We start from the raw sequence: 18,875 nt of genomic DNA, 5'->3' as shown, positions 1-18,875 counted from the left end.
TTATGAAAATCATCAATTACACCAAAATTTTCAGAGAAGATTGTATCAAAATCTTCAGGAGCAATCTGCCTAAATTTTTTGCTATCGAAGAATTGCCGCTCTTTGAAAGCTTTCTGGACGATGATACGGAAGAGAACTACTTCGTGGTAAAAACGGATGAACTGATCATAGGATGTGGCGGATTTTTTCTAGATCCTAAAAATAATGTAGCAGGATTATCCTGGGGAATGGTTCGCGCCGATTATCATGGAAAAGGAATAGGAAAAGCCTTTACCCAATACCGGATTGATTTGCTAAAAAAAACGTATCCTGCCATCCCTTATAAAATTGAAACCTCACAGCACACGGCTGAGTTTTACAAAAAGAACGGTTTCAGAACGATAGAGATTGTGCCGGATGGATTTAGTGAGGGAATTGATAAATATACCATGATGATGGATAATACTGAAGCTTAATGGATTATATCACCTCTCTGAAGTTTCCTGACTTTGGAGCCTCTTTTTAAAAGGATTTTTTTTATTTTGCTGACTCAAAGCAGGAAGACTTTGTGCAGCGGATATTTTGTTTAAAACAGGATCTTTTACAAGAAATTCTTAAATATTCCGTTTAATTCTTAAATTTGGCTCATGCAAAAGAATCTTTATTTCATCATTATATTATTTTGTCTTAGCAGTTGCTATACGTATCAGGTAAAAAAGCAAGCAGATCCGGCGACCGCTAATAATGAAGAGTTAAAAAAAGGAGGAGCTCCTACCAATATCAGTTCAGCGCAAATGAAAACAGCTGAATCCCTAAACCCAAACGCACAGCAAGCGCCCGCTCCTATTAATATTCAGGAGAGACTTGCCCCTAATAAAAATGTTAAGATTAATGTTGACGGCAAAACCTATAAAGTAATCGTGGACAAGTGGGAAAGCGACAGTCTGGTGGTTCATCCCGTTCATCAGCCTAAAAAAATCCTGAAATTCCACAAGAACCAGATCAATGCCGAGAAAATTGGAGAAAAACGCTTTTCACAACCAATCGCTGATATTATTACCGTTACGGTGTATGCCGGAATTGCTGTTGGAATCTGGTCTCTTCTGCGCTAATTTTTAAAACTTTTGCAGTCATTTCAGAAAATATTTTATTCTTAAAAATTTTATGAATCTCTTTTGTTAAGGAGATACTCAGTTCGTTTATTTCATCTTTTGCACCAGAATTTCCCGATCAGAAAACCAATCGACGGAAACAGAAAAGAACTGCACATCAAAATCAATAAGAAGGTAAAATCACTGCTGAACCACGGAAGATTGATAAAACTTAAATAAGTCCAGTGCATATTAAGCCAATACTCTATCAGGAAAAATCCTAATGTCCAATCGTCGCCACCGAATAAAGAACTATTTCCAGTGCCTCCATTTGAAATAATATACCCCAATATTAACAGTAGATTGACGAAGAATATCCAAAGAACAGACCGGTATTTCATTTGATGTTTCGCATTAAGAAATCCTCCATAAAGGGTCATTAATAGGGCGATCATGAAACATACTGTCCGTAAAGCGGAAAAATTGCCATCAGCCGACAGAGAAAAATTATATCCTAATGGAATGCATAAAAGATACAGCAGAATGGAATAATTGATCTTCAAGTGGTATTGGGTTTTTAAGATGATCCCTTTTTTGATGACTAGCTGCTAAAAATACAGGGAACGAGTGGCATAGAACAGGATTGACTCTACTCCTGCTGTATCCAGTCAAATTTTCCGTTTTTCCAATAGATAACGCCACCGCCACAAGCTTCTTCCTGATGAATAAAAATACCGTCGTGGGGCAGTTTTATTTTATCAGATTCCTTTACGTCTTCATCGCTCATGATGTCTCCATCGTCATTGACGTTATTCCAGTAGAGTTCGCCTTTTGGGGCTTTTTCAAAAACTCCGACCCAATCCAGATCATCAAATCCCTGCCCCAAAATATCTTTGCCCATGCCGATATAGTCCACTTTTTTATTCCCTAAAATAATTTCCAAACCGTATTTTTTATTTTCTGTGTTTTGAACAATGTTCACGGTGTCCAGTAAATGATCTCCATCCAAATCGCAGGAAATTGAATTGGGACTGTGTTTTTGTGATAAAACGATGATGTCCTTGGTATTTAAATTTGGATTTGGTAAATGACTTTCCTGCGGTTGGCTGGCCTTTTTATGATAGGATGGTTTTCGGGTTATTTGGTTTATGGGTGGGTCCTTTTTTTCATTCTGACAGCTTAATATCGGCAATGCAGCTAAAAAAGATAGAATTAAAAATCTGGTATTGATCATGGTGACGGGGTTTCAAAAGTAGTTTCACATCAGTATTCCCTTCTTTGGAATGCCGATGTTTCAATGGTTGTTATCAGCACAATAGTTTATAAATATTCATAAAATTCATACTGAAGATCAGACTCCGTGATCAGCGTATTTGATGCATTGTAAGTATCGGGCTCCTGCGTTTCTGCAAGGACCTTGGAATCCTGAATCAGTTTTCCGTCACGATTATAAATCTTTATGATAATCCACTTTCCGTTGCGCTCCAGCTCCTTTACACCGGCTTCAGATTTGTATTTAAGTTTTCCGCTTTCAAGTACCCCGTCTTTTACCACCGCTTTACTGGCCGCTTTTCCTTTGGCATACTGTACAATCTGCGCGGTAAAACCTTCCCCCTGCTCTACCGGGTGGCTGTAGGTGTAAGCAATAGCTCCGTTTTCATCATAAACAGTAGAGTTGTATAGGGTTTGATCTGCATTGATCTTTGTTTCCGTTTTTAATTTTTCATCTGATGTGAAAAATTTTGAATGCACCAGTATTCCGTTTTTATACTGCTGTTCAGACAGTCCTTCGTACAAAGTCCCATCATAGGGCATATCATCTTTATAGGTCACTGCTCCTTTTAATTTTCCGTCCGGATAATAATATCTTATTTCCTGAGTCATCTCATCTTCTGATACCTGCTCGGAGGATAATTTTCCGTCTTCATCAAAATATTTATTCAGGACCGCTACCCCGTTTTTATACACTGTAATAGCAGTGAAACTGATAAAATTATAATTGAACTGATAATCTTCGCCGTCCTGCGGCTTGTACTCATTGGTTTCTTTATCATAAAGGTAGGTAAGATGACCAATCTGTTTACCCGTTTCGTCATAGGTTTTTTGATACCCTCCTTTTTTGTTTTTCTTTTCTTCCTGCAGAATTTCTCCTTTTTTGGAGTAGATAACGGTTTCTGTCACCTTTCCGTCTTTATCCTGCTTTTCGATTTTGGAGACTTTCATCGGATCCTGATAATAACCGACCATCACATTATTGCCGGAATCTCCGTAATGGTTGGTGCCAATATATTTTCCTTTATCACCATAAAATCTGGTTTCATACTTCTCTTTGCCGTCACTGATGATTTCATAGCGTATTCCTTTAGGATCTTCATCATAACCGACCGATTGAAAACTATCGGGGGAATCATACGTCGTCACAATATTAAGATAGGACATTTCTTCCGGATTTTTATAGGTGAATATTTTCCCTGTAAAGGTACCGTCTTCTTTATACATTAAATCCTCTAAAATCCTTCCCTGCGCATCAAAAGACTTAGCTGCTCCCACTTGCTTACCTCCTGAGAAAGTTCCCGTGCTCATCACTTTACCTTCAGGAGTATACCAGGTAATTTTACCTTCATACACTTCGCTGCCCGGCGTAGCATCCGAAACAAGACCTTCCATCTGAGGAGTTCCGTTTTTATAAAAATCTCTGATTAACGTGAGTTTTCCTTTGTTCTCAGTTTCCCGGTAGAATTCCATTTTGTCCTGAGTGGTTTTCTGCCAGTTTTCATCAAAATAAATTTTTTGCTGTGCTCCTGCGTGGATGTTTATGACCAGGGCAAAAACCGCTGACATCAATAATTTTTTCATGTTTTTAAAGGTTTAAGACGTAGGCAAAAGCCATAAAAAATAGCTTCTGTCATCGTTTGATATCTATTTTTCCAACAAAAGGAAAAATTTCATCATTGTGTTTTTTTTGTGTCCTGAAATAATTGAAACAAAGGTCTGCAAAATCACGATGACAGAAAATCCCTGTTTTCAGCTAATTTGTACCATCGCGAACACCCGACATAAAATGACAAAAGGTAAATGAATGCCTTAGTATAACCTTTCTTAATGAGAAAATAATGTTGATGAACTTGTAATAATTGTTTTAACAATCAAATTGAATCGCTATTTCTGCTGCTTTTTTAATCAGTTTTCCCTTTTTTGCCTGGGAAGAAAGATATAAAATCACCCGCTCCTCTTCATAATCTCTGTTCGCACCAAAGATAAAGTCCGGTTTTCCATCCCTGTCAATATCTCCTATGAAAAGTAACTCTACAAAAGTATCATTAAAGGATTCTTCCTCTAAAAATAAGGTTTCGGAAGAATTATTTGCAGACAGGTAGAGCTTATAATCTTTTACATTCTGGTAAAGTTCTTCTCCGTTATCAGTATGTACTTTTTCGGATGACAGCACTTTTCCTTCTGCACGCAAAGTGTACTCTTTATGTCCAAAACCGAATTTCAGTTTTTCCTTTGGCCAGATTTTATTTTTCACCAATTTCACCGTTTCTATTTCACCTTGTGCGAGTCGTGAGTTGCCTATTAGTAACAGACTCATATTTTTAGAATTGATGATTCTGGTAGAATCTCCTGAACATTCAGAATAACCTCTGCTAATAGTATAGTCAGCTTTACCCACGTAATACTTTCCGTTTTTTTGATATAAATCCAGCCATTTATTTGTGAGTCCGTTCACATCATTTTCTTTTCCAAAGTCCCGGTATTCTTTAGGGAGAAGGATTTCTAAAGTTTCATTTTTTTCTTCAACCAGATCAGGTTTGGGATCAGCAGATTTTTTATCGGACTGAACTTCGTTCCTATGCTGTACTCCTTTATTTTTTGTTTCCTGCGATTTATCCTTACATGAAATGATCACGATCAAGGATAAAAAAGTCCATATTGTTTTCTTCATTATTTAGTTTTTTTTGTTGATTACCTATTGATGAGATGAATAAAATTCCCGTTCACCTCATCATTTTTGATTATATTTTTTAATTCAGCGGCTGTATCAGTGGTCCTACTTTTTGTTTCTAAAATACAAAGAGCAAATTTGTTAAAAAAATGCCATTGCAAAACATCCCTGTTTTCAGCCAGTTTGTTTGATTATCCCATTGAAAAACAAAACTTATAAAGAACGAAAATTTAATTTCATCATCAAAATTAGCCGAAAACAGGGATTGAAAATTCTTATAAAAATACCGAGTTTTGACCATACCTATAAAGTGGCTCTTCTTTGTTGTTATCCGTGGTAATATTCTATAAATTGAATAGGAAACATAACCACTGAGAAATCGCAAAGTAATAACTTTGCCGGGTTGACAATCTAAAAAATGCTGATCAATTTTTTTTCTTTTTTACGCTTATATATAACCATTCTATGTTTTGTGTTAGCTGGTCAGGCTGCCTCGGCTCAGGAACTTCACCATAGTCTGGAACAGCAGTACAAAAAATATCGCCCGGGAAGTACGCAACGGATGTTAATGACCGGAAAATATGCACAAGCCCTTTTTTTCAATAAACAGCAGGATAAAGCTTTTGGCATTTTAAATGAAAACATTGCCTACGCCAGAAAGATAAAAGACGGAAAATATGCTGCGTACCTATATATTATTACGGCCATCAACTACAGATTGCTGGATGATGTGAAAGCTTATGAAAACGCTTCCAGACTTGCCCAATTCTATGAAGCAAAAACAAAAGACCCGGAAACAAAAGGATATGTAGCTTACGGAATTGGCTGGCTCCATGAACGTAATAACAAAGAAGCTGAAGCGGTTCGGTATTTTTTAAAAGCCCTTTCCTTTTATGAGAAAGCTCCCCATTCTGAAAGTTTAAATAGTAGAAAAGCATCTGTTTACCGGGAGCTCAACAGTATCTATGCAGACTGGAATGACTATGAACTGCAGGAGAAATACAGTAAGCTATCATTAGAAATTGCCATGCAGCAGAATGATCCCATGAGTTTGTTTGATTCTTATATGGCCATGGGATATCTGTATGAAAAGCGCTATGAATCTACTCGCAACAAAGCTTTCATTCACCAGGCGGAATCATACTATATTAGAGCAGTGGAGACCTATAAAGCCCATAAGGCAGATATGCCTATTCCTTCTAACCTCTCTTTTGTAGCCATCAATCTGGCCAATTTATATTTAAATTATTTCCCTGACTCCTATCAGGATAAAGTGCTGTATTATGCCAATTTAGCCAAAACGCAAGGAATCGCAACCGGAAATCATGATCACGCAGCCTCTGCGAATGGTCTTTTGGCGGAAATCGCTTTAAAGAATCATCATCCGGAACAAGCGAAACAATATCTTATGACCGCATTGGCAGAAGCAGAATATGACAAAGTGCCTGACCCTAATATCAAGCTTTCAATTTTCGAAAATCTCTCGCAGCTGTTTCAAAATGAAAATAATTTTAAAGAGGCTCTATTCTACCAGAAAGCTTATGTAGAAACCTTCAAACAAATTTACGATCAGAAAAGTGCTGCTCTGGGCAAAAAACTGGAGATCCAATATGAAAGGGAAAAGCAAAAGCAGCAACTGCTCCGGTTACAGTTAGCATCAGAAAAACAGGAACAGCGGCTGAAGGAAATGAGCTGGCACAGCCTGCAACAAACTCAGAAACTGGAGAATCTTGAATTAACGAAAGAGAATCAGTTCAGAAAATTAGAACTGACTGAAATAGAAAGCAGCAAAAAAGCCCAGGAACTTCGTTTATCACAACTGGAATCCTTTAACAGAAAACGAGAAGTAGAACTTTATAAAGCCAGAGTTGACTATAAGGAGAAAATAAACAAATTTTATATCGGGTTGACTGCCTCTGTCTCTTTACTGCTGATCCTGTTGCTTTATGCCTATTTTCAGAGAGCAAAAGGCATAAAGCAAAAAGAGAAATTACACCTTCTTGAAATGGAAAAAGTCAGACAGGACTCTAAAATATCCAACCTTACGGTGATGCTGGAAGGCCAGGAACAGGAGCGGGGAAGAATAGCCCGGGATCTGCACGATGGCCTTGGAAGTTTACTTTCCGGAACAAAAATGAATTTATTTTTATTAAAGAATCAATCTAATGATCATCATCAGCTGCAAATAGACCGATCAATGGAACAGATCGATATAGCGGTTGACGAACTTCGACATGTTGCGCATAATCTAATGCCGGATCTGCTGCTAAAGTACGGACTTCAGGAAACATTGATGGAGTATGTTTCCCGAATGACGACTCCAAACCTGGATGTTGATGTTCAGTTTTTATATTTTACCAATCAATTGCCACCAGAAAGTCAACTTCTTGTATATAGGATCATTCAGGAACTGGTGAACAATGCTGTAAAACACGCCACAGCTCATCAGATCATTATTCAGTTTATCGAAAATGAATCCGATTATGTCATTATCGTGGAGGATGATGGAAAAGGGTTTGACATCAACACTTTACATCACTCCCACTCTGCAGGATTTCACAACATCCGTTCACGCGTCGAATTCCTGAAAGGTATCATGCAAGTAGAATCTCAGATCAATATAGGAACCAATATTGAAATCAAATTTCCCAAATCAACAGATTATGATTAAAATCGCTATAACCGATGACCACCCATTATTGTTGGAAGGCTTAAAAAATATTCTCTCCCAACAGGAGAATTTTGCAGTAGTAGGCTGCTATTCTTCTGCACGTGAACTTTTTACAGGACTAGAAAGCCAGATTTTAGAGGTGTTGCTGCTGGATATTAATCTTTCCGATGGCAATAGTATCGACCTGATTAAACCGATACTAAAAAAATACCCTGACACTCAAATCATCATGCTGAGTGTGCACAATGAATTTGCAGTTATCAATAGTACTTTAGAAGAAGGCGCTATGGGCTATATCCAGAAGAATGCTCTGGTGACAGAAATAATTTCAGGAATACAGACAATACTTAGGGGAGAGAGATTTTTATGCCCTCAAACAAAAAAGATTGTAGAGATGAAAACGAATTCCGGACTCAATGCAGTACCCAAATTAACCCGCAGGGAAAAGGAAATTTTAATGGAAGCCTCTTTAGGTCTTACCACCATTCAAATAGCGGATAAGTTATGCATAAGCCCTCATACAGTAGAAAGTCACCGCAAAAACCTGATCGTCAAATTCAAAACCTCCAACTTAAGCACCGCAATAAAATTAGCAATGGAATATGGATTAGTGCGTCCTTAATCTGGAAATCTATAAAATTATCGGGTTAAAGCTGAGTCGGGTTAAAAAACTGATCGTATGCAACTAGGAAAAAAATTAGAAACTGGTTTTCCCTCGAATCCTTGGCAAGGTTTAAAACCTTGTCAAGGATGGTTAAAATAATCTTTCCCGGCTCAAACCTCATCCCCTATTTTCAGCAGTATTGATCAGAAGAAAACAAAAACTTTCAGTGATCCCAATAAAACAGACCAGAAATATGGTTTTCCATAAATTTTTTCATTTTAATATTAATATTTTTGACACAGGAATAATATGACATCGGATGATCTTTAGGATTACATCTTTTGATCATAATAAAGCCTGTCATTAAACGCATCCCAAATTATTTTCATCTGTTATGAAAGTTCTCCATACCGCAGACTGGCATATAGGCCAGCTATTTCACGAATACGACCGGACTTATGAGCATCAGCAGTTCCTGGACTGGCTGGTTCAGACTTTAGATCATGAAAATATTGATGTTCTGCTGATCAGCGGGGATGTTTTTGATATTTCCAATCCCTCTGCTGCCTCCATAAAAATGTTTTATACATTCCTGAACAAAGCGACCAAAAGGAATAAAAATTTACAGATCATCATCACTGCCGGCAATCACGATTCGGCATCCCGTTTAGAAGCCCCTAAGCCTTTGCTGGAATCCTCCAATGTGCATATTGTCGGATGGGTTGAAAAAGACGCGAAAGGAAATATAGACTATGAAAAACTACTTATCCCGATAAAGGATGCCTCGGGAAGTATCAAAATCTGGTGCCTTGCTGTTCCTTTTCTACGAATGGGCGACTACCCTTCGATATCGGGCAGCGAAAATCCTTACACAGAAGGCGTAACGGCATTATACAAGGAAGCATTTGAATATGCTACCCGGAAAAAACAGGAAGGACAAACGCTCATCGCGATGGGGCACCTTCATACCCATCATGCAGAACCCGGTGACATGAATAACTCAGAAAGACCTATTATGGGAGGCGTAGAATGTCTTCCGGCAACAGCTTTTCCTCAGGACCTTAAATATGTAGCGCTTGGACATATTCATAAAGCACAAAAAATAGGAGGAAAAGAACACATCCGCTATTCAGGAAGCCCGCTCCCGATGTCTTTTTCCGAACTTAATTACAAACATCAGGTGATTGTTTTTGAACTCGATGAAGAAATCAGCAATCTGAAATCGGTAGAGATTCCTGTTTTCGTACCGCTTCAGAGAATCCCAAAGACCGCTCAACCATGGCATGAGGTGGTTAAAATATTAGAGCAATTACCGGATATGGATAATGAGATCAGGGAAAAAGTACCTTATCTTGAAGTCCTGGTACTTATTGAAGAACCTGAACCAGCTTTGAGACACAAAGTAGAAACTTTACTAGCAGGAAAGAAAGTAAGACTTACTACAGTTAAGTCTCAGCAAAATGTTTCAACGAAAGAAACGCCAGAATTCATTACCCAGGAAAAACTGAGTGAACTACAACCTTTGGATGTATTTGGAAAGGTCTATCAATCCCGATACCATACAGAAGTTCCCGAGTCTTTGCTGCAGCTTTTTAAGCAAGCCGCAGAAGAAGTAAACCAAACTGCAGAATAACATGAAGATACTCGCTATACGCATAAGAAACCTGGCTTCCCTGGAAGGAAATACTGAAATTGACTTTACCACGGAACCTCTTCGTTCAGCAGGCATTTTTGCCATTACCGGAGCCACCGGAGCCGGCAAATCTACATTGCTGGATGCGCTGTGCCTTGCCCTATACGGTAAAACACCCAGATATCTGCAGGCGAAAGAAACAGGTATAGAAATCTATGATGTACAGGGAAGCACGCTCAGTCAGGGAGATGTCCGCAGTATTTTACGGGACGGAACTGCTGACGGATTTGCCGAAGTGGATTTCACAGGCACAGACGGGCAAAACTACCGCGCCACCTGGACTGTAAGGCGCGCCAGAAACAAAGCTGAAGGCAGCATGCAGTCTGATTCCATTACCTTAAAGAATATCACTGCCAACGCAGATATTCCGGGTAAAAAAGCTGAAACGTTAAAAGAAATCGAGCGCCTGATCGGATTGAATTTTGAACAGTTCACCCGATCTGTACTGCTGGCACAAGGGGATTTCACTGCCTTTATGAAAGCCAATAAGGATGAAAAATCTTCATTGCTGGAAAAACTCACAGGAACTCATATTTACTCGGAAATTTCTAAAAAGATTTATGAAAATTATAAATCCCAGGAACAGCAGCTCCGTGATCTCAATTTCAAAAAAGAAGGAATTGTTACCTTAACGGAAGATGAATTAAAAGCGCTGCAGGAAGAACAAAGTAGTTTAGAAGCGATCATTAAGATTTCAGAGAAACAAATAGAAGATCTGACCAGGGAAATTGGATGGCACGATCAGCTTACCGTACTACAAACTCAGTATGACCAGGCAAATACAGCGTTACAGCAGGCCAGTGAAATCAAAACAAATGCGTGGCCACGCAAACAAAAATTACACGTAGCAGAACAGGCACAGCAAACAAGAAGCTGGGCAGATGCGCTAAATTATGCCCAACAACAGCATAAGGAGAAATCCGAAACTCTGGTTGTTTTAAAAGAAACCATCGTAACGCTTCAAACCCAAAAGGAAAAACTCGAAACTCAGCTTGTGAAATCAGGAAATGAGCTTGCAGAGAAAAATAAAAACCTCAGTGATGCTTTACCCATGCTGGAGCAGGCCAGAAAACTGGACACCCTACTTTCTGAGAAAAAAGAGCAATTAACCAAAGCTAAAGATGAGGCAGAAAGTGCTTCAGAAAATAACAAAGGACATCAGAAACTACTGGAAGAAAAGCAAGCGGAATGCTCCGAACTTTCCGCTGAGATCAAAACAACAGAAAACTGGAAAACAGATCATGCTGAACGCAGACCCATTGCCGAAAACAGAGATCTTATTCTTTCTAAACTACAGGATGCCCGGAAACTTCTGGAAATCCAGCAGGTCTCGGCCAGCGGACTGGAGCAAGTAAGGAATACCCTAAAGACCAACGAAGCTCAGAAATTAAAATTAGAAACTAACCTGAGCCAACAGACCCCTGAATGGGAAAATCTAAAGAAATCCTATGACCTGCAGGCCAAAGAACTTCTGCTGGTTCCGATTGAAAAACTTACCACCGATAAGGCTGAGGTAGACCATGCGGTTGAGACCGCCATCAAAGCACAAGCCAGCTGGCAGCTCTTCTATCATTCTCATACGGAACTTGAGGTATTGAAGAATAAACAATTAAAAGATCAGGCTGATTACCTGGCCAGGCAGGAAACGTTACAGAAACTGACCCAGCAATTAACGATCGAAAAAGTCCAGAAAGAAACTTCTGAACAGCTGTTACAGCATGCGCGACTGGCATCAGCAGAAAATGTAGAAACCCTGAGAGCAGGTCTAACCGATCATGAGCCCTGTCCCGTCTGTGGCAGTACCCACCATCCTTACCAGGAACACAATCCACAACTGGAAAATGTATTGGTACAGCTTGAAAAGGCATATCAGGAAAGAGAAAATACCTATCTTACCAATTATCGCCAGCATACTGCGCTGGAACAGGCCTGTACCCTGCTTCATGAAACCATCCAGAGCCAGGCCAAAGCTATTTCGGTTCAACAGGACGCTTTGGTAAGCAAAAAGCAGGCATGGGAAGAACTGGGGATGCTTCAGGAATCTAACGCCATTGAAGATAAAAACAAAGAAGTCTGGATCCGTGAAAAACTACAGACCCTTAAAAACAAACAGGCTGATCTGCTGACCCAGATCCAAAATTATTCTACCCAAAAACAGAAACTGGATGCTGATAAAAGCAAAATCGATGAGCTCAAAGAAAATATAGACCAGATTACCGGGCAAATCAAGGACCTAAAAAGTGATACCTCTTTATTTCAGGAACAGGAAGGCAATAAAAAGAAGGAACTTGATAAGGCTGCATCTGACCTCAGCGAAGTGGAGAAAACACTTTCTCCCTATTTCATTACTCCTGACTGGATAGACAACTGGAAAGCAACCCCGGATGTTTTTACAGAACATATTGATGCATTCGCCAGAAAATGGAAAGAAAATACGGAGAAACTGGAACAAAATATCCGAATAAAAGGAGCACTGGAAGCGACATTAAAAGAACTGGAAAATCAGGGTAAAAGCTTGATAGAAGAAGTTACCAGAAAGAACGAAGCGTATCAAAGTCTGAACAAAAACTACCTCGATACTCAGCGGCAAAGAAATGGCATTTTTGATGGAAAACCAGCAGAAGAAGCAGAAGCAATGTTGAGAAAGGCCATCGATGAGGCACAGCAACAGTTTGACCAATTCAAAGAAGTACAGCAGCAACTGAACATCAACATGACCAGAGCGGATACTCAAAGGGATGAATTACTAAGCCTGTTAGCCAAGCTGGAAACAGAATCTAAAGCAGCTGTTCGAAAAATACAGGACTGGCTTCGTCATTTTAATGAAAAAAGCAACCGGACATTAACCCTTGCTGAACTCAATGAAATACTGGCATTACATAATGATTGGATTGATAGTGAACGTACTGCATTACAAGATATTGAAGAAGAAGTCACCAAAGCAGGTTCTATCCTCAGCGAAAGGAAACAATTGCTGGAGACTCACAAAGAGAAATTGATCTCTGAGCGCACTCCCGTTGAGCTGAATGCTTTGATTTCCACTGCAAAATCAGAAGCAGAACAAAGAAATCATAAAAAAGGAGAACTTAGATTTCAGCTGCAACAGGATAAAGAAAATAAAGATAAAATCGGCGGCTTGCTGAAAAGTATTGAAGCACAGGCAGCCATTACCGAAAACTGGAGCAAGCTGAATGAAATTATAGGATCCGCAGACGGTAAAAAATTCCGGCAAATTGCTCAGGAATATACGCTTGATGCCCTTCTCGGATATGCCAACATTCATCTGAAAGTGCTTACAAGCAGATATAAGATCGAACGAATTCCCTACACATTGGGACTTCAGGTCGTGGATCTTGATATGGGTGATGAGGTACGAACAGTCTATTCACTTTCAGGCGGAGAATCATTTCTGGTTTCTCTTGCATTAGCGCTGGGTCTCGCCTCTTTATCGTCCAGCAGGATGAAAGTGGAATCGCTGTTTATTGATGAAGGTTTTGGCTCATTGGATCCCACCACCCTCAATATTGCCATGGATGCGCTGGAAAGACTTCATAATCAGGGACGAAAAGTGGGCGTCATTTCCCATGTACAGGAAATGACAGAAAGAATACCTGTTCAGATTAAAGTAAGCAAACAACAGAGTGGAAAAAGCAAAGTAGAGGTAAGTACTATGATTTAACATTCATCTGAAGTCTGATTAAGAAATCAAATTAAAAGGCCGAAACTTCGAAGTTTCAGCCTTTTATTTTTACTTAAAAATCTTTTGTGCAAACTGGTACAGAGATCGTCTCCAGGTAAGCCATTCGTGGTAAGTATCCGGAGATTGATATAAAACGTACGGATAATGATTTTGGCTTAAAAAGCCGGTTAATATTTGATTAAATTCAATAAACATCGTACTCTCCTTCTCTCCGATTCCGATGAAGACCAAAGGTTTTTTCTTTGATGTTAATAAACTCCCGATAGGAAGCTCTTTAAAAGGTTCCGTTTTAGTCCCTTCATAAATAACCGGACTGAAGACTCCGATAGCCGAAAACAGTTCCGGATGGCTGAATCCGATCAGCATTGCCTGATAACTTCCGCGGGACAGCCCGGCAATGGCTTTTTGACCCGACGTTTTATATTTTTTATCGATGTAAGGAATCAGTTCCTGAATGACAATTCTGTCAAGATTTTTGGAAGAAATAACGGTTCTTGAATGATTGTCCGGCATTTTTACCTGTTCAGGGTTCAATGCCACTCCATAATCCATTACCACGATCATTTCCTTCGCTTTTTTTTCTGCAAAAAGGTGATCAAGAATATTCCGGATATATCCCTGTTTTTCCCATCCCGTAATATCTTCTCCGGTTCCGTGATACAAATATAAAACCGGGAACTTTTTAGATCCGTAATTCGGTGGAAGGTAGACTTTAAAATTTCGTTTTCCTTGTGTTATTTTTGAATCCAAACTGTCATCTACGATGGTACCGTGCTTCACACTCTTTTGCATGAAAAAATCTTCACCCGAAGAAACTTCAATTCCGCTGGTTGGCTGGCCATAGCCAAAATACAGCTGGGTATTGGGATCATTCGTCCTCTTTCCATCCACATTCAGCCAGTAATAATGAAAGCCTGTTTCCAGAGGCGACGTTGAAATATTCCAAAAGCCATTCTTATCTTTTGAAGCCGTGGATGATATACTTTGCATTCCGTCACCTCCTTCTAAAATCACCGATCTTGCCTCCGGGAAATACACCTGAAACAATGCTTTTCTCTCTGAATCTATTTTCGGAAACTCTTTTCCCGGTAAAGATGTTGAAGAAGTTTTATATGTTTGGGAAAATACAATGGAAGAAAATAAAACAAGAATTAAAGATATTTTTTGTGGATACTGCATTACTTTAGTTTAAAAAAATAAGAAAATAAGCTCTATAGCACGACCGGACAAGACTCGTTACATGGAATAACTTCCCATGATCTGTCCCAATAAAAGGTTGCTGTACTTCAATATTAAGAAAAATATTTCTTCTTTGCTGCAAAATGGTGTATTTAAAAACAGTCTTGTGAAGGTGAAAAATACATCTTACTTTTCCTATCTATTTCTGAATCAATACAATACATTTATGTAGCATGGATTTAACGATGCCTTGTATTTCAATTATTGTCTGTTCAACGTTATAAAGCGAATTAAATAAGAATCATTAAAAAAGATTACCGATGAATTTAAAAATAGGTCTAGCAAAAAAAGTCCTTCTCTTTTATTCAGTTATTGCCCCGTTCATTATTTTCGGGTCACTTTATAACCTCATTGAGGGAGTGATTTTACACTACGCTCCATCGTACAGAATCGGACTGTTCAGCTTATTCGGATTTGTTATCATGCCATTATTACTTATCGTCACCTACATCAAAAACAAGTGCATCATTTCGAGAGAGGGTGTACAAATAGGAAAAATTCTATATCCGTTTTCTGATTACCGCTTTAGTATCAGACAAAAAGAACTTCCTTTTAAAGACCGCCCGCTGACTTCTTTATGGAAAAAAAACTATGATGAATTGGTGATCACCAAAATAAATACCGGTGAAACAGTACTGGAAAAAGATCTGGACGTTTTTCAAAAGGACGTCAAAATATTAGAAAATATTCCGATATATCCTTCCTATTCAACGATTCTATTCCCGATAATTCCACCATTGAATGATTTTTAAACAACTGCACATCCTATGAGTTGCATAATATCAACCTCGCAGCGATTACGGATATTAAAAAAAAGTGTTACTTTTGCTTGAGCTAACAAAATTGTTTTAGAGCATTTTTATTAGTAATTTTAAAACACAAATTTATAAACATTAAAATCCCCTCTACATGAGAAAAATAATTCTACTCATTACATGTATGTTCGGCATTTCAGTTTTCTCACAGATCAAAGTGCTGAAAAATGAAAGTTTGGTGGAAATTGGCAAAGATAATTCCGTAGGTTTATATAAAAAGGAGGATAAATTTACCATCAACTATCAGGATCTCAATACCAGTAACCTGAATACGATCCGGTCTTTTTCATTCCAGAATCTGGATGGCGATGTAGCAGGTCTGTACAAGCTGATCACAGATGGTTTTTTGACTACTCCCGATGAAAACATCATTCTGGAGCTTCCCAATGATATCATCGAGCTTCATTATGAGAAAAACTACGGACAGCCAACGGTTCAGTTTATCCAGTACATTAATAAAAACCGTAAATATGTTGGAAAATCACAGTTTTTGAATCAGAAACAGGTGGAGAAGATCTTTGGAAAGATGAACGGAAAATCCGCAATGTATGATAAGGCTTCCACCATTAATCATAACAATGGAGTAAAATCGGGTTCAAACCAGGCTTCTACTGCTGCTCCCGCATCAAACGGCAGCAACAAAAACAAGAAACCAAAAAAATAATACGATTATTTTTGAATAATACTGAACTCATTCCGCCGAATGAGTTTTTTTATTTTTACTTTTGTACAAAGACATTAAGAATTATGCCACTTCAGATTATCAATTTAACAAAAAAGTTTGGCGAACAGACTGCCCTGGACAATATCAATATTTCTATTGATCAAAATGAAATCATTGGCCTTCTCGGTCCAAACGGAGCCGGGAAATCTACGCTGATGAAATCTATTGTCGGTGCACTGAAAATTGATCAGGGTGAAATCATCTTTAATGGAATGAATATTTCCGAAAACGAGATCGAAAGCAAGAAAAAAATAGGCTTTCTTCCTGAAAACAATCCGCTGTATCTGGAAATGTATGTAAAAGAATACCTTCAGTTTGTAGCGAACATTCATAAAATACATTCAGCCAGGGTAGATGAAGTAATCAAACTGGTAGGCATTACCCCTGAAAAGTCAAAAAAAATAGGACAGCTTTCGAAAGGATACAAACAGAGAGTGGGACTTGCACAGGCGATCATCCACCAGCCGGATCTTCTGATTCTGGATGAACCTACCAACGGACTGGATCCTAACCAGATCATTGAAATCCGGAATGTAGTGAAAGAAATCGGGCAGCAGAAAACCGTTCTTCTGTCTACTCACATCATGCAGGAGGTAGAAGCTTTGTGTTCACGGGTTATTCTGATTCATAAGGGAAATATTCTTCAGGATTGCCCTATCGATGAGTTTAAAGGTAGATTTAACAGTTTAGAGGAAGCTTTTGCAAGCTACACCGCCGTTTCTTAATTTTTTTCAATGGAAATTCACATCACTCACGGACAGGGCATCATCAAAGCTCTGTACGATGGTTTTGCCAGCTGCTTAATCATCAGACGTCCTGTGGCCGTCAACTGGCCGGACTCACGGGGAAGTGTAGGTGAATATTATGCCGTTTCTGAACTTTCGGAGAATGATAAAATAACATTATCTGATGATCTTAACCGGGCGCTTACGGATGGAAATGAAGCTGAAATACTTTCCGGGATTGAGGATTTTCTTCAACTTTTTGAAAATGGCAGCTACCAGGTCAATCTGGGTCAGATCCTGTTCGAACATTCCAACTTTTATATGAGCAGACCTTTACCTGCTGATGAACATTCTGATGGCAGCAAGAAATTTTCCGGATGGTTCTACCCTTTTGAGGATTTTAATTATCTGTATACGCTGGAGAGTAAAAGCATTGACCCCAAAAGAGTAGATTATTATACCGATCTTATCAAAAAAGGGAGCCGCCCAACACCTGTGATCTTTTACAGTCTGTATCATCAGGATCCGATGATGAGCAGCGCATTTGTTTTAGACGGACATCATAAAATTGAAGCTTACACAAGGCTTAAAATGGACATCCCGGCGGTTTTCATTGCCAAGGATCATAATGACTATAACTCTGCTTCAGAAATCATGCATGGAGCACACGAGCTGCTTCATGACATTGAATTTGAACATCTTTTTCAGAACAATGACGACAATCTGCCTCACATTAATTTTCTTAATGATGAAGTGCTGACCAACGCGCTGGACAAAATGCTGAAAGAGTCTGAAAGAATTGATACCTCCATCATTGAAGTACTGATCAGGCATCACAAGTCCGGTTCTTCGGATGAACGAAGATGGCTGAACAAGCGTCTTGAATTTTTAAGAGAAAACATCCATCTTAGCTTTTTCAATTTCAGAAAAGGATTAAATGTATATATTCCTCAATCTGTTAAAGATTATAAAACGAATACCTGGTTTCTGAAGACCCTAAGAAATACGATGGAGCTGAATACATGGATCAATGAAACAGTCCTGAGATAAGATCAAATGGCTTCATATTTGATTGGAATTAAATCTAACCAAAAACTGATATTATAATGATCAAAAAGATTGTATTAGGCGCATTCTGCATCACACAGTTTTCTTTAGCGTATGCGACAGAAAAGCCATCATCAACACTCAATACCTATCGTGCATCTTATGAGGGACAACCTTTTCAGAAGGTTCCTAAAACGGTGATCATCAAAACGAAAAAGTTTAAGATCAGAATCGATAAACAGCCTAACGGAAAATATCTGTATCAGGCATGGGCTTCCACTGCCAAACTTACCTCCAAGCCGAGCATGATCATCACAGACGGAGAATTGATTCCTGACGGTTCAGGAGGAAATTACTACTTCAACTTCGTGAATGAAGGGCACACCTATCAGGTTTGGAGAAATTACCTTACCGATTCAGCTTCTAAAGCACCCTATACTTTAACGGTCACTGATGAAAACGATCATGAAATTGTTCGACAGGACGGACAGGTTGTAAAAAACTAAAAGACAGAAATCCATTTTAAAAAATGGATTTTTTTTATCTTTTTTCCTGAACAGATTATTCCTGTATTCCTGCCTTTTCACCAAAACTAATTATCCTGAAGAAATTCCTTGCCGGCAGATGATTATTTTGTGATT

At 38.8% G+C, this 18,875-nt stretch carries 16 protein-coding genes; 11 read left to right on the top strand and 5 right to left on the bottom strand.

Annotated elements, in window-relative coordinates; all coding sequences use genetic code 11:
• Positions 1-2: 2 nt before the first annotated feature.
• Together EG346_RS14665 and EG346_RS14660 are read left to right on the top strand one after the other, a co-directional pair.
• Entirely contained in the window at positions 3-455 is a 453-nt protein-coding gene (locus EG346_RS14665; RefSeq protein ID WP_123879549.1) for a GNAT family N-acetyltransferase, read from the top strand.
• Positions 456-626: 171 nt separating this feature from the next.
• On the top strand, positions 627-1,091 hold the full coding sequence (locus EG346_RS14660) for a hypothetical protein (protein WP_123879547.1): 465 nt from the start codon (positions 627-629) through the stop codon (positions 1,089-1,091).
• Positions 1,092-1,183: 92 nt separating this feature from the next.
• On the opposite strand, the gene EG346_RS14655 is transcribed toward EG346_RS14660, so the two are convergent.
• The 4 genes from EG346_RS14655 to EG346_RS14640 all read right to left on the bottom strand — a co-directional run bounded on the left by EG346_RS14655 (position 1,184) and on the right by EG346_RS14640 (position 5,016).
• The gene (locus tag EG346_RS14655) at positions 1,184-1,525 is read right to left on the bottom strand and encodes a hypothetical protein (RefSeq protein ID WP_123879545.1); all 342 of its coding nucleotides are present in this window, start codon (positions 1,523-1,525) and stop codon (positions 1,184-1,186) included.
• Between the two features lie 194 nt (positions 1,526-1,719).
• Positions 1,720-2,304, bottom strand: coding sequence for a hypothetical protein (locus EG346_RS14650; protein ID WP_123879543.1), 585 nt, complete (start codon positions 2,302-2,304; stop codon positions 1,720-1,722).
• An 86-nt stretch (positions 2,305-2,390) separates the two neighbouring features.
• Positions 2,391-3,926, bottom strand: coding sequence for a toxin-antitoxin system YwqK family antitoxin (locus EG346_RS14645; protein ID WP_123879542.1), 1,536 nt, complete (start codon positions 3,924-3,926; stop codon positions 2,391-2,393).
• Positions 3,927-4,209: 283 nt separating this feature from the next.
• Complete coding sequence (locus EG346_RS14640; RefSeq protein ID WP_123879540.1) at positions 4,210-5,016, bottom strand: hypothetical protein; 807 nt, start codon at positions 5,014-5,016, stop codon at positions 4,210-4,212.
• A 418-nt stretch (positions 5,017-5,434) separates the two neighbouring features.
• Between EG346_RS14640 and EG346_RS14635 the strand changes: the two genes are divergently transcribed.
• The 4 genes from EG346_RS14635 to EG346_RS14620 all read left to right on the top strand — a co-directional run bounded on the left by EG346_RS14635 (position 5,435) and on the right by EG346_RS14620 (position 13,663).
• A complete protein-coding gene (locus EG346_RS14635; protein WP_123879538.1) occupies positions 5,435-7,687 on the top strand; it encodes a tetratricopeptide repeat-containing sensor histidine kinase in 2,253 nt (750 codons plus the stop codon).
• The gene (locus EG346_RS14630; RefSeq protein ID WP_073336018.1) at positions 7,680-8,309 is read left to right on the top strand and encodes a response regulator transcription factor; all 630 of its coding nucleotides are present in this window, start codon (positions 7,680-7,682) and stop codon (positions 8,307-8,309) included. The genes EG346_RS14635 and EG346_RS14630 overlap by 8 nt, the downstream gene beginning before the upstream one ends.
• Positions 8,310-8,685: 376 nt before the next feature.
• Positions 8,686-9,924: an exonuclease SbcCD subunit D gene (locus EG346_RS14625; RefSeq protein ID WP_123879536.1), complete on the top strand. Its 1,239-nt coding sequence runs from the start codon at positions 8,686-8,688 to the stop codon at positions 9,922-9,924.
• A 1-nt stretch (position 9,925) separates the two neighbouring features.
• Positions 9,926-13,663: an AAA family ATPase gene (locus EG346_RS14620; protein ID WP_123879534.1), complete on the top strand. Its 3,738-nt coding sequence runs from the start codon at positions 9,926-9,928 to the stop codon at positions 13,661-13,663.
• 69 nt (positions 13,664-13,732) lie between these two features.
• Here the strand turns inward: EG346_RS14620 and EG346_RS14615 are convergent, their stop codons facing one another.
• Positions 13,733-14,863 (bottom strand): alpha/beta hydrolase-fold protein, encoded by a 1,131-nt coding sequence (locus EG346_RS14615; RefSeq protein WP_123879532.1) that lies wholly within the window; start codon positions 14,861-14,863, stop codon positions 13,733-13,735.
• A 320-nt stretch (positions 14,864-15,183) separates the two neighbouring features.
• On the opposite strand from EG346_RS14615, the gene EG346_RS14610 reads away from it, so the two are divergent.
• From EG346_RS14610 to EG346_RS14590, 5 genes are all read left to right on the top strand, one after another.
• Entirely contained in the window at positions 15,184-15,675 is a 492-nt protein-coding gene (locus EG346_RS14610; protein WP_123879530.1) for a hypothetical protein, read from the top strand.
• A 157-nt stretch (positions 15,676-15,832) separates the two neighbouring features.
• Entirely contained in the window at positions 15,833-16,402 is a 570-nt protein-coding gene (locus EG346_RS14605) for a hypothetical protein (protein ID WP_123879528.1), read from the top strand.
• 83 nt (positions 16,403-16,485) lie between these two features.
• Entirely contained in the window at positions 16,486-17,187 is a 702-nt protein-coding gene (locus tag EG346_RS14600; protein ID WP_123879526.1) for an ABC transporter ATP-binding protein, read from the top strand.
• A gap of 9 nt (positions 17,188-17,196) precedes the next feature.
• A complete protein-coding gene (locus EG346_RS14595) occupies positions 17,197-18,237 on the top strand; it encodes a hypothetical protein (RefSeq protein WP_123879524.1) in 1,041 nt (346 codons plus the stop codon).
• 56 nt (positions 18,238-18,293) lie between these two features.
• Positions 18,294-18,740 (top strand): hypothetical protein, encoded by a 447-nt coding sequence (locus EG346_RS14590; RefSeq protein ID WP_123879522.1) that lies wholly within the window; start codon positions 18,294-18,296, stop codon positions 18,738-18,740.
• Positions 18,741-18,875 lie beyond the last annotated feature (135 nt).

The organism is Chryseobacterium carnipullorum (genome assembly GCF_003815695.1).
Classification (GTDB): Bacteria; Bacteroidota; Bacteroidia; order Flavobacteriales; family Weeksellaceae; genus Chryseobacterium; species Chryseobacterium carnipullorum.
This window is presented reverse-complemented; position numbering and strand designations above follow the sequence as displayed.

Bases quoted from the DNA above. Each gene is read 5' to 3' on its own strand.
- EG346_RS14665 (WP_123879549.1), top strand. From the start codon at position 3: ATGAAAATCATCAATTACACCAAAATTTTCAGAGAAGATTGTATCAAA.
- EG346_RS14660 (WP_123879547.1), top strand. From the start codon at position 627: ATGCAAAAGAATCTTTATTTCATCATTATATTATTTTGTCTTAGCAGT.
- EG346_RS14655 (WP_123879545.1), bottom strand. From the start codon at position 1,525: ATGATCGCCCTATTAATGACCCTTTATGGAGGATTTCTTAATGCGAAA.
- EG346_RS14650 (WP_123879543.1), bottom strand. From the start codon at position 2,304: ATGATCAATACCAGATTTTTAATTCTATCTTTTTTAGCTGCATTGCCG.
- EG346_RS14645 (WP_123879542.1), bottom strand. From the start codon at position 3,926: ATGAAAAAATTATTGATGTCAGCGGTTTTTGCCCTGGTCATAAACATC.
- EG346_RS14640 (WP_123879540.1), bottom strand. From the start codon at position 5,016: ATGAAGAAAACAATATGGACTTTTTTATCCTTGATCGTGATCATTTCA.
- EG346_RS14635 (WP_123879538.1), top strand. From the start codon at position 5,435: ATGCTGATCAATTTTTTTTCTTTTTTACGCTTATATATAACCATTCTA.
- EG346_RS14630 (WP_073336018.1), top strand. From the start codon at position 7,680: ATGATTAAAATCGCTATAACCGATGACCACCCATTATTGTTGGAAGGC.
- EG346_RS14625 (WP_123879536.1), top strand. From the start codon at position 8,686: ATGAAAGTTCTCCATACCGCAGACTGGCATATAGGCCAGCTATTTCAC.
- EG346_RS14620 (WP_123879534.1), top strand. From the start codon at position 9,926: ATGAAGATACTCGCTATACGCATAAGAAACCTGGCTTCCCTGGAAGGA.
- EG346_RS14615 (WP_123879532.1), bottom strand. From the start codon at position 14,863: ATGCAGTATCCACAAAAAATATCTTTAATTCTTGTTTTATTTTCTTCC.
- EG346_RS14610 (WP_123879530.1), top strand. From the start codon at position 15,184: ATGAATTTAAAAATAGGTCTAGCAAAAAAAGTCCTTCTCTTTTATTCA.
- EG346_RS14605 (WP_123879528.1), top strand. From the start codon at position 15,833: ATGAGAAAAATAATTCTACTCATTACATGTATGTTCGGCATTTCAGTT.
- EG346_RS14600 (WP_123879526.1), top strand. From the start codon at position 16,486: ATGCCACTTCAGATTATCAATTTAACAAAAAAGTTTGGCGAACAGACT.
- EG346_RS14595 (WP_123879524.1), top strand. From the start codon at position 17,197: ATGGAAATTCACATCACTCACGGACAGGGCATCATCAAAGCTCTGTAC.
- EG346_RS14590 (WP_123879522.1), top strand. From the start codon at position 18,294: ATGATCAAAAAGATTGTATTAGGCGCATTCTGCATCACACAGTTTTCT.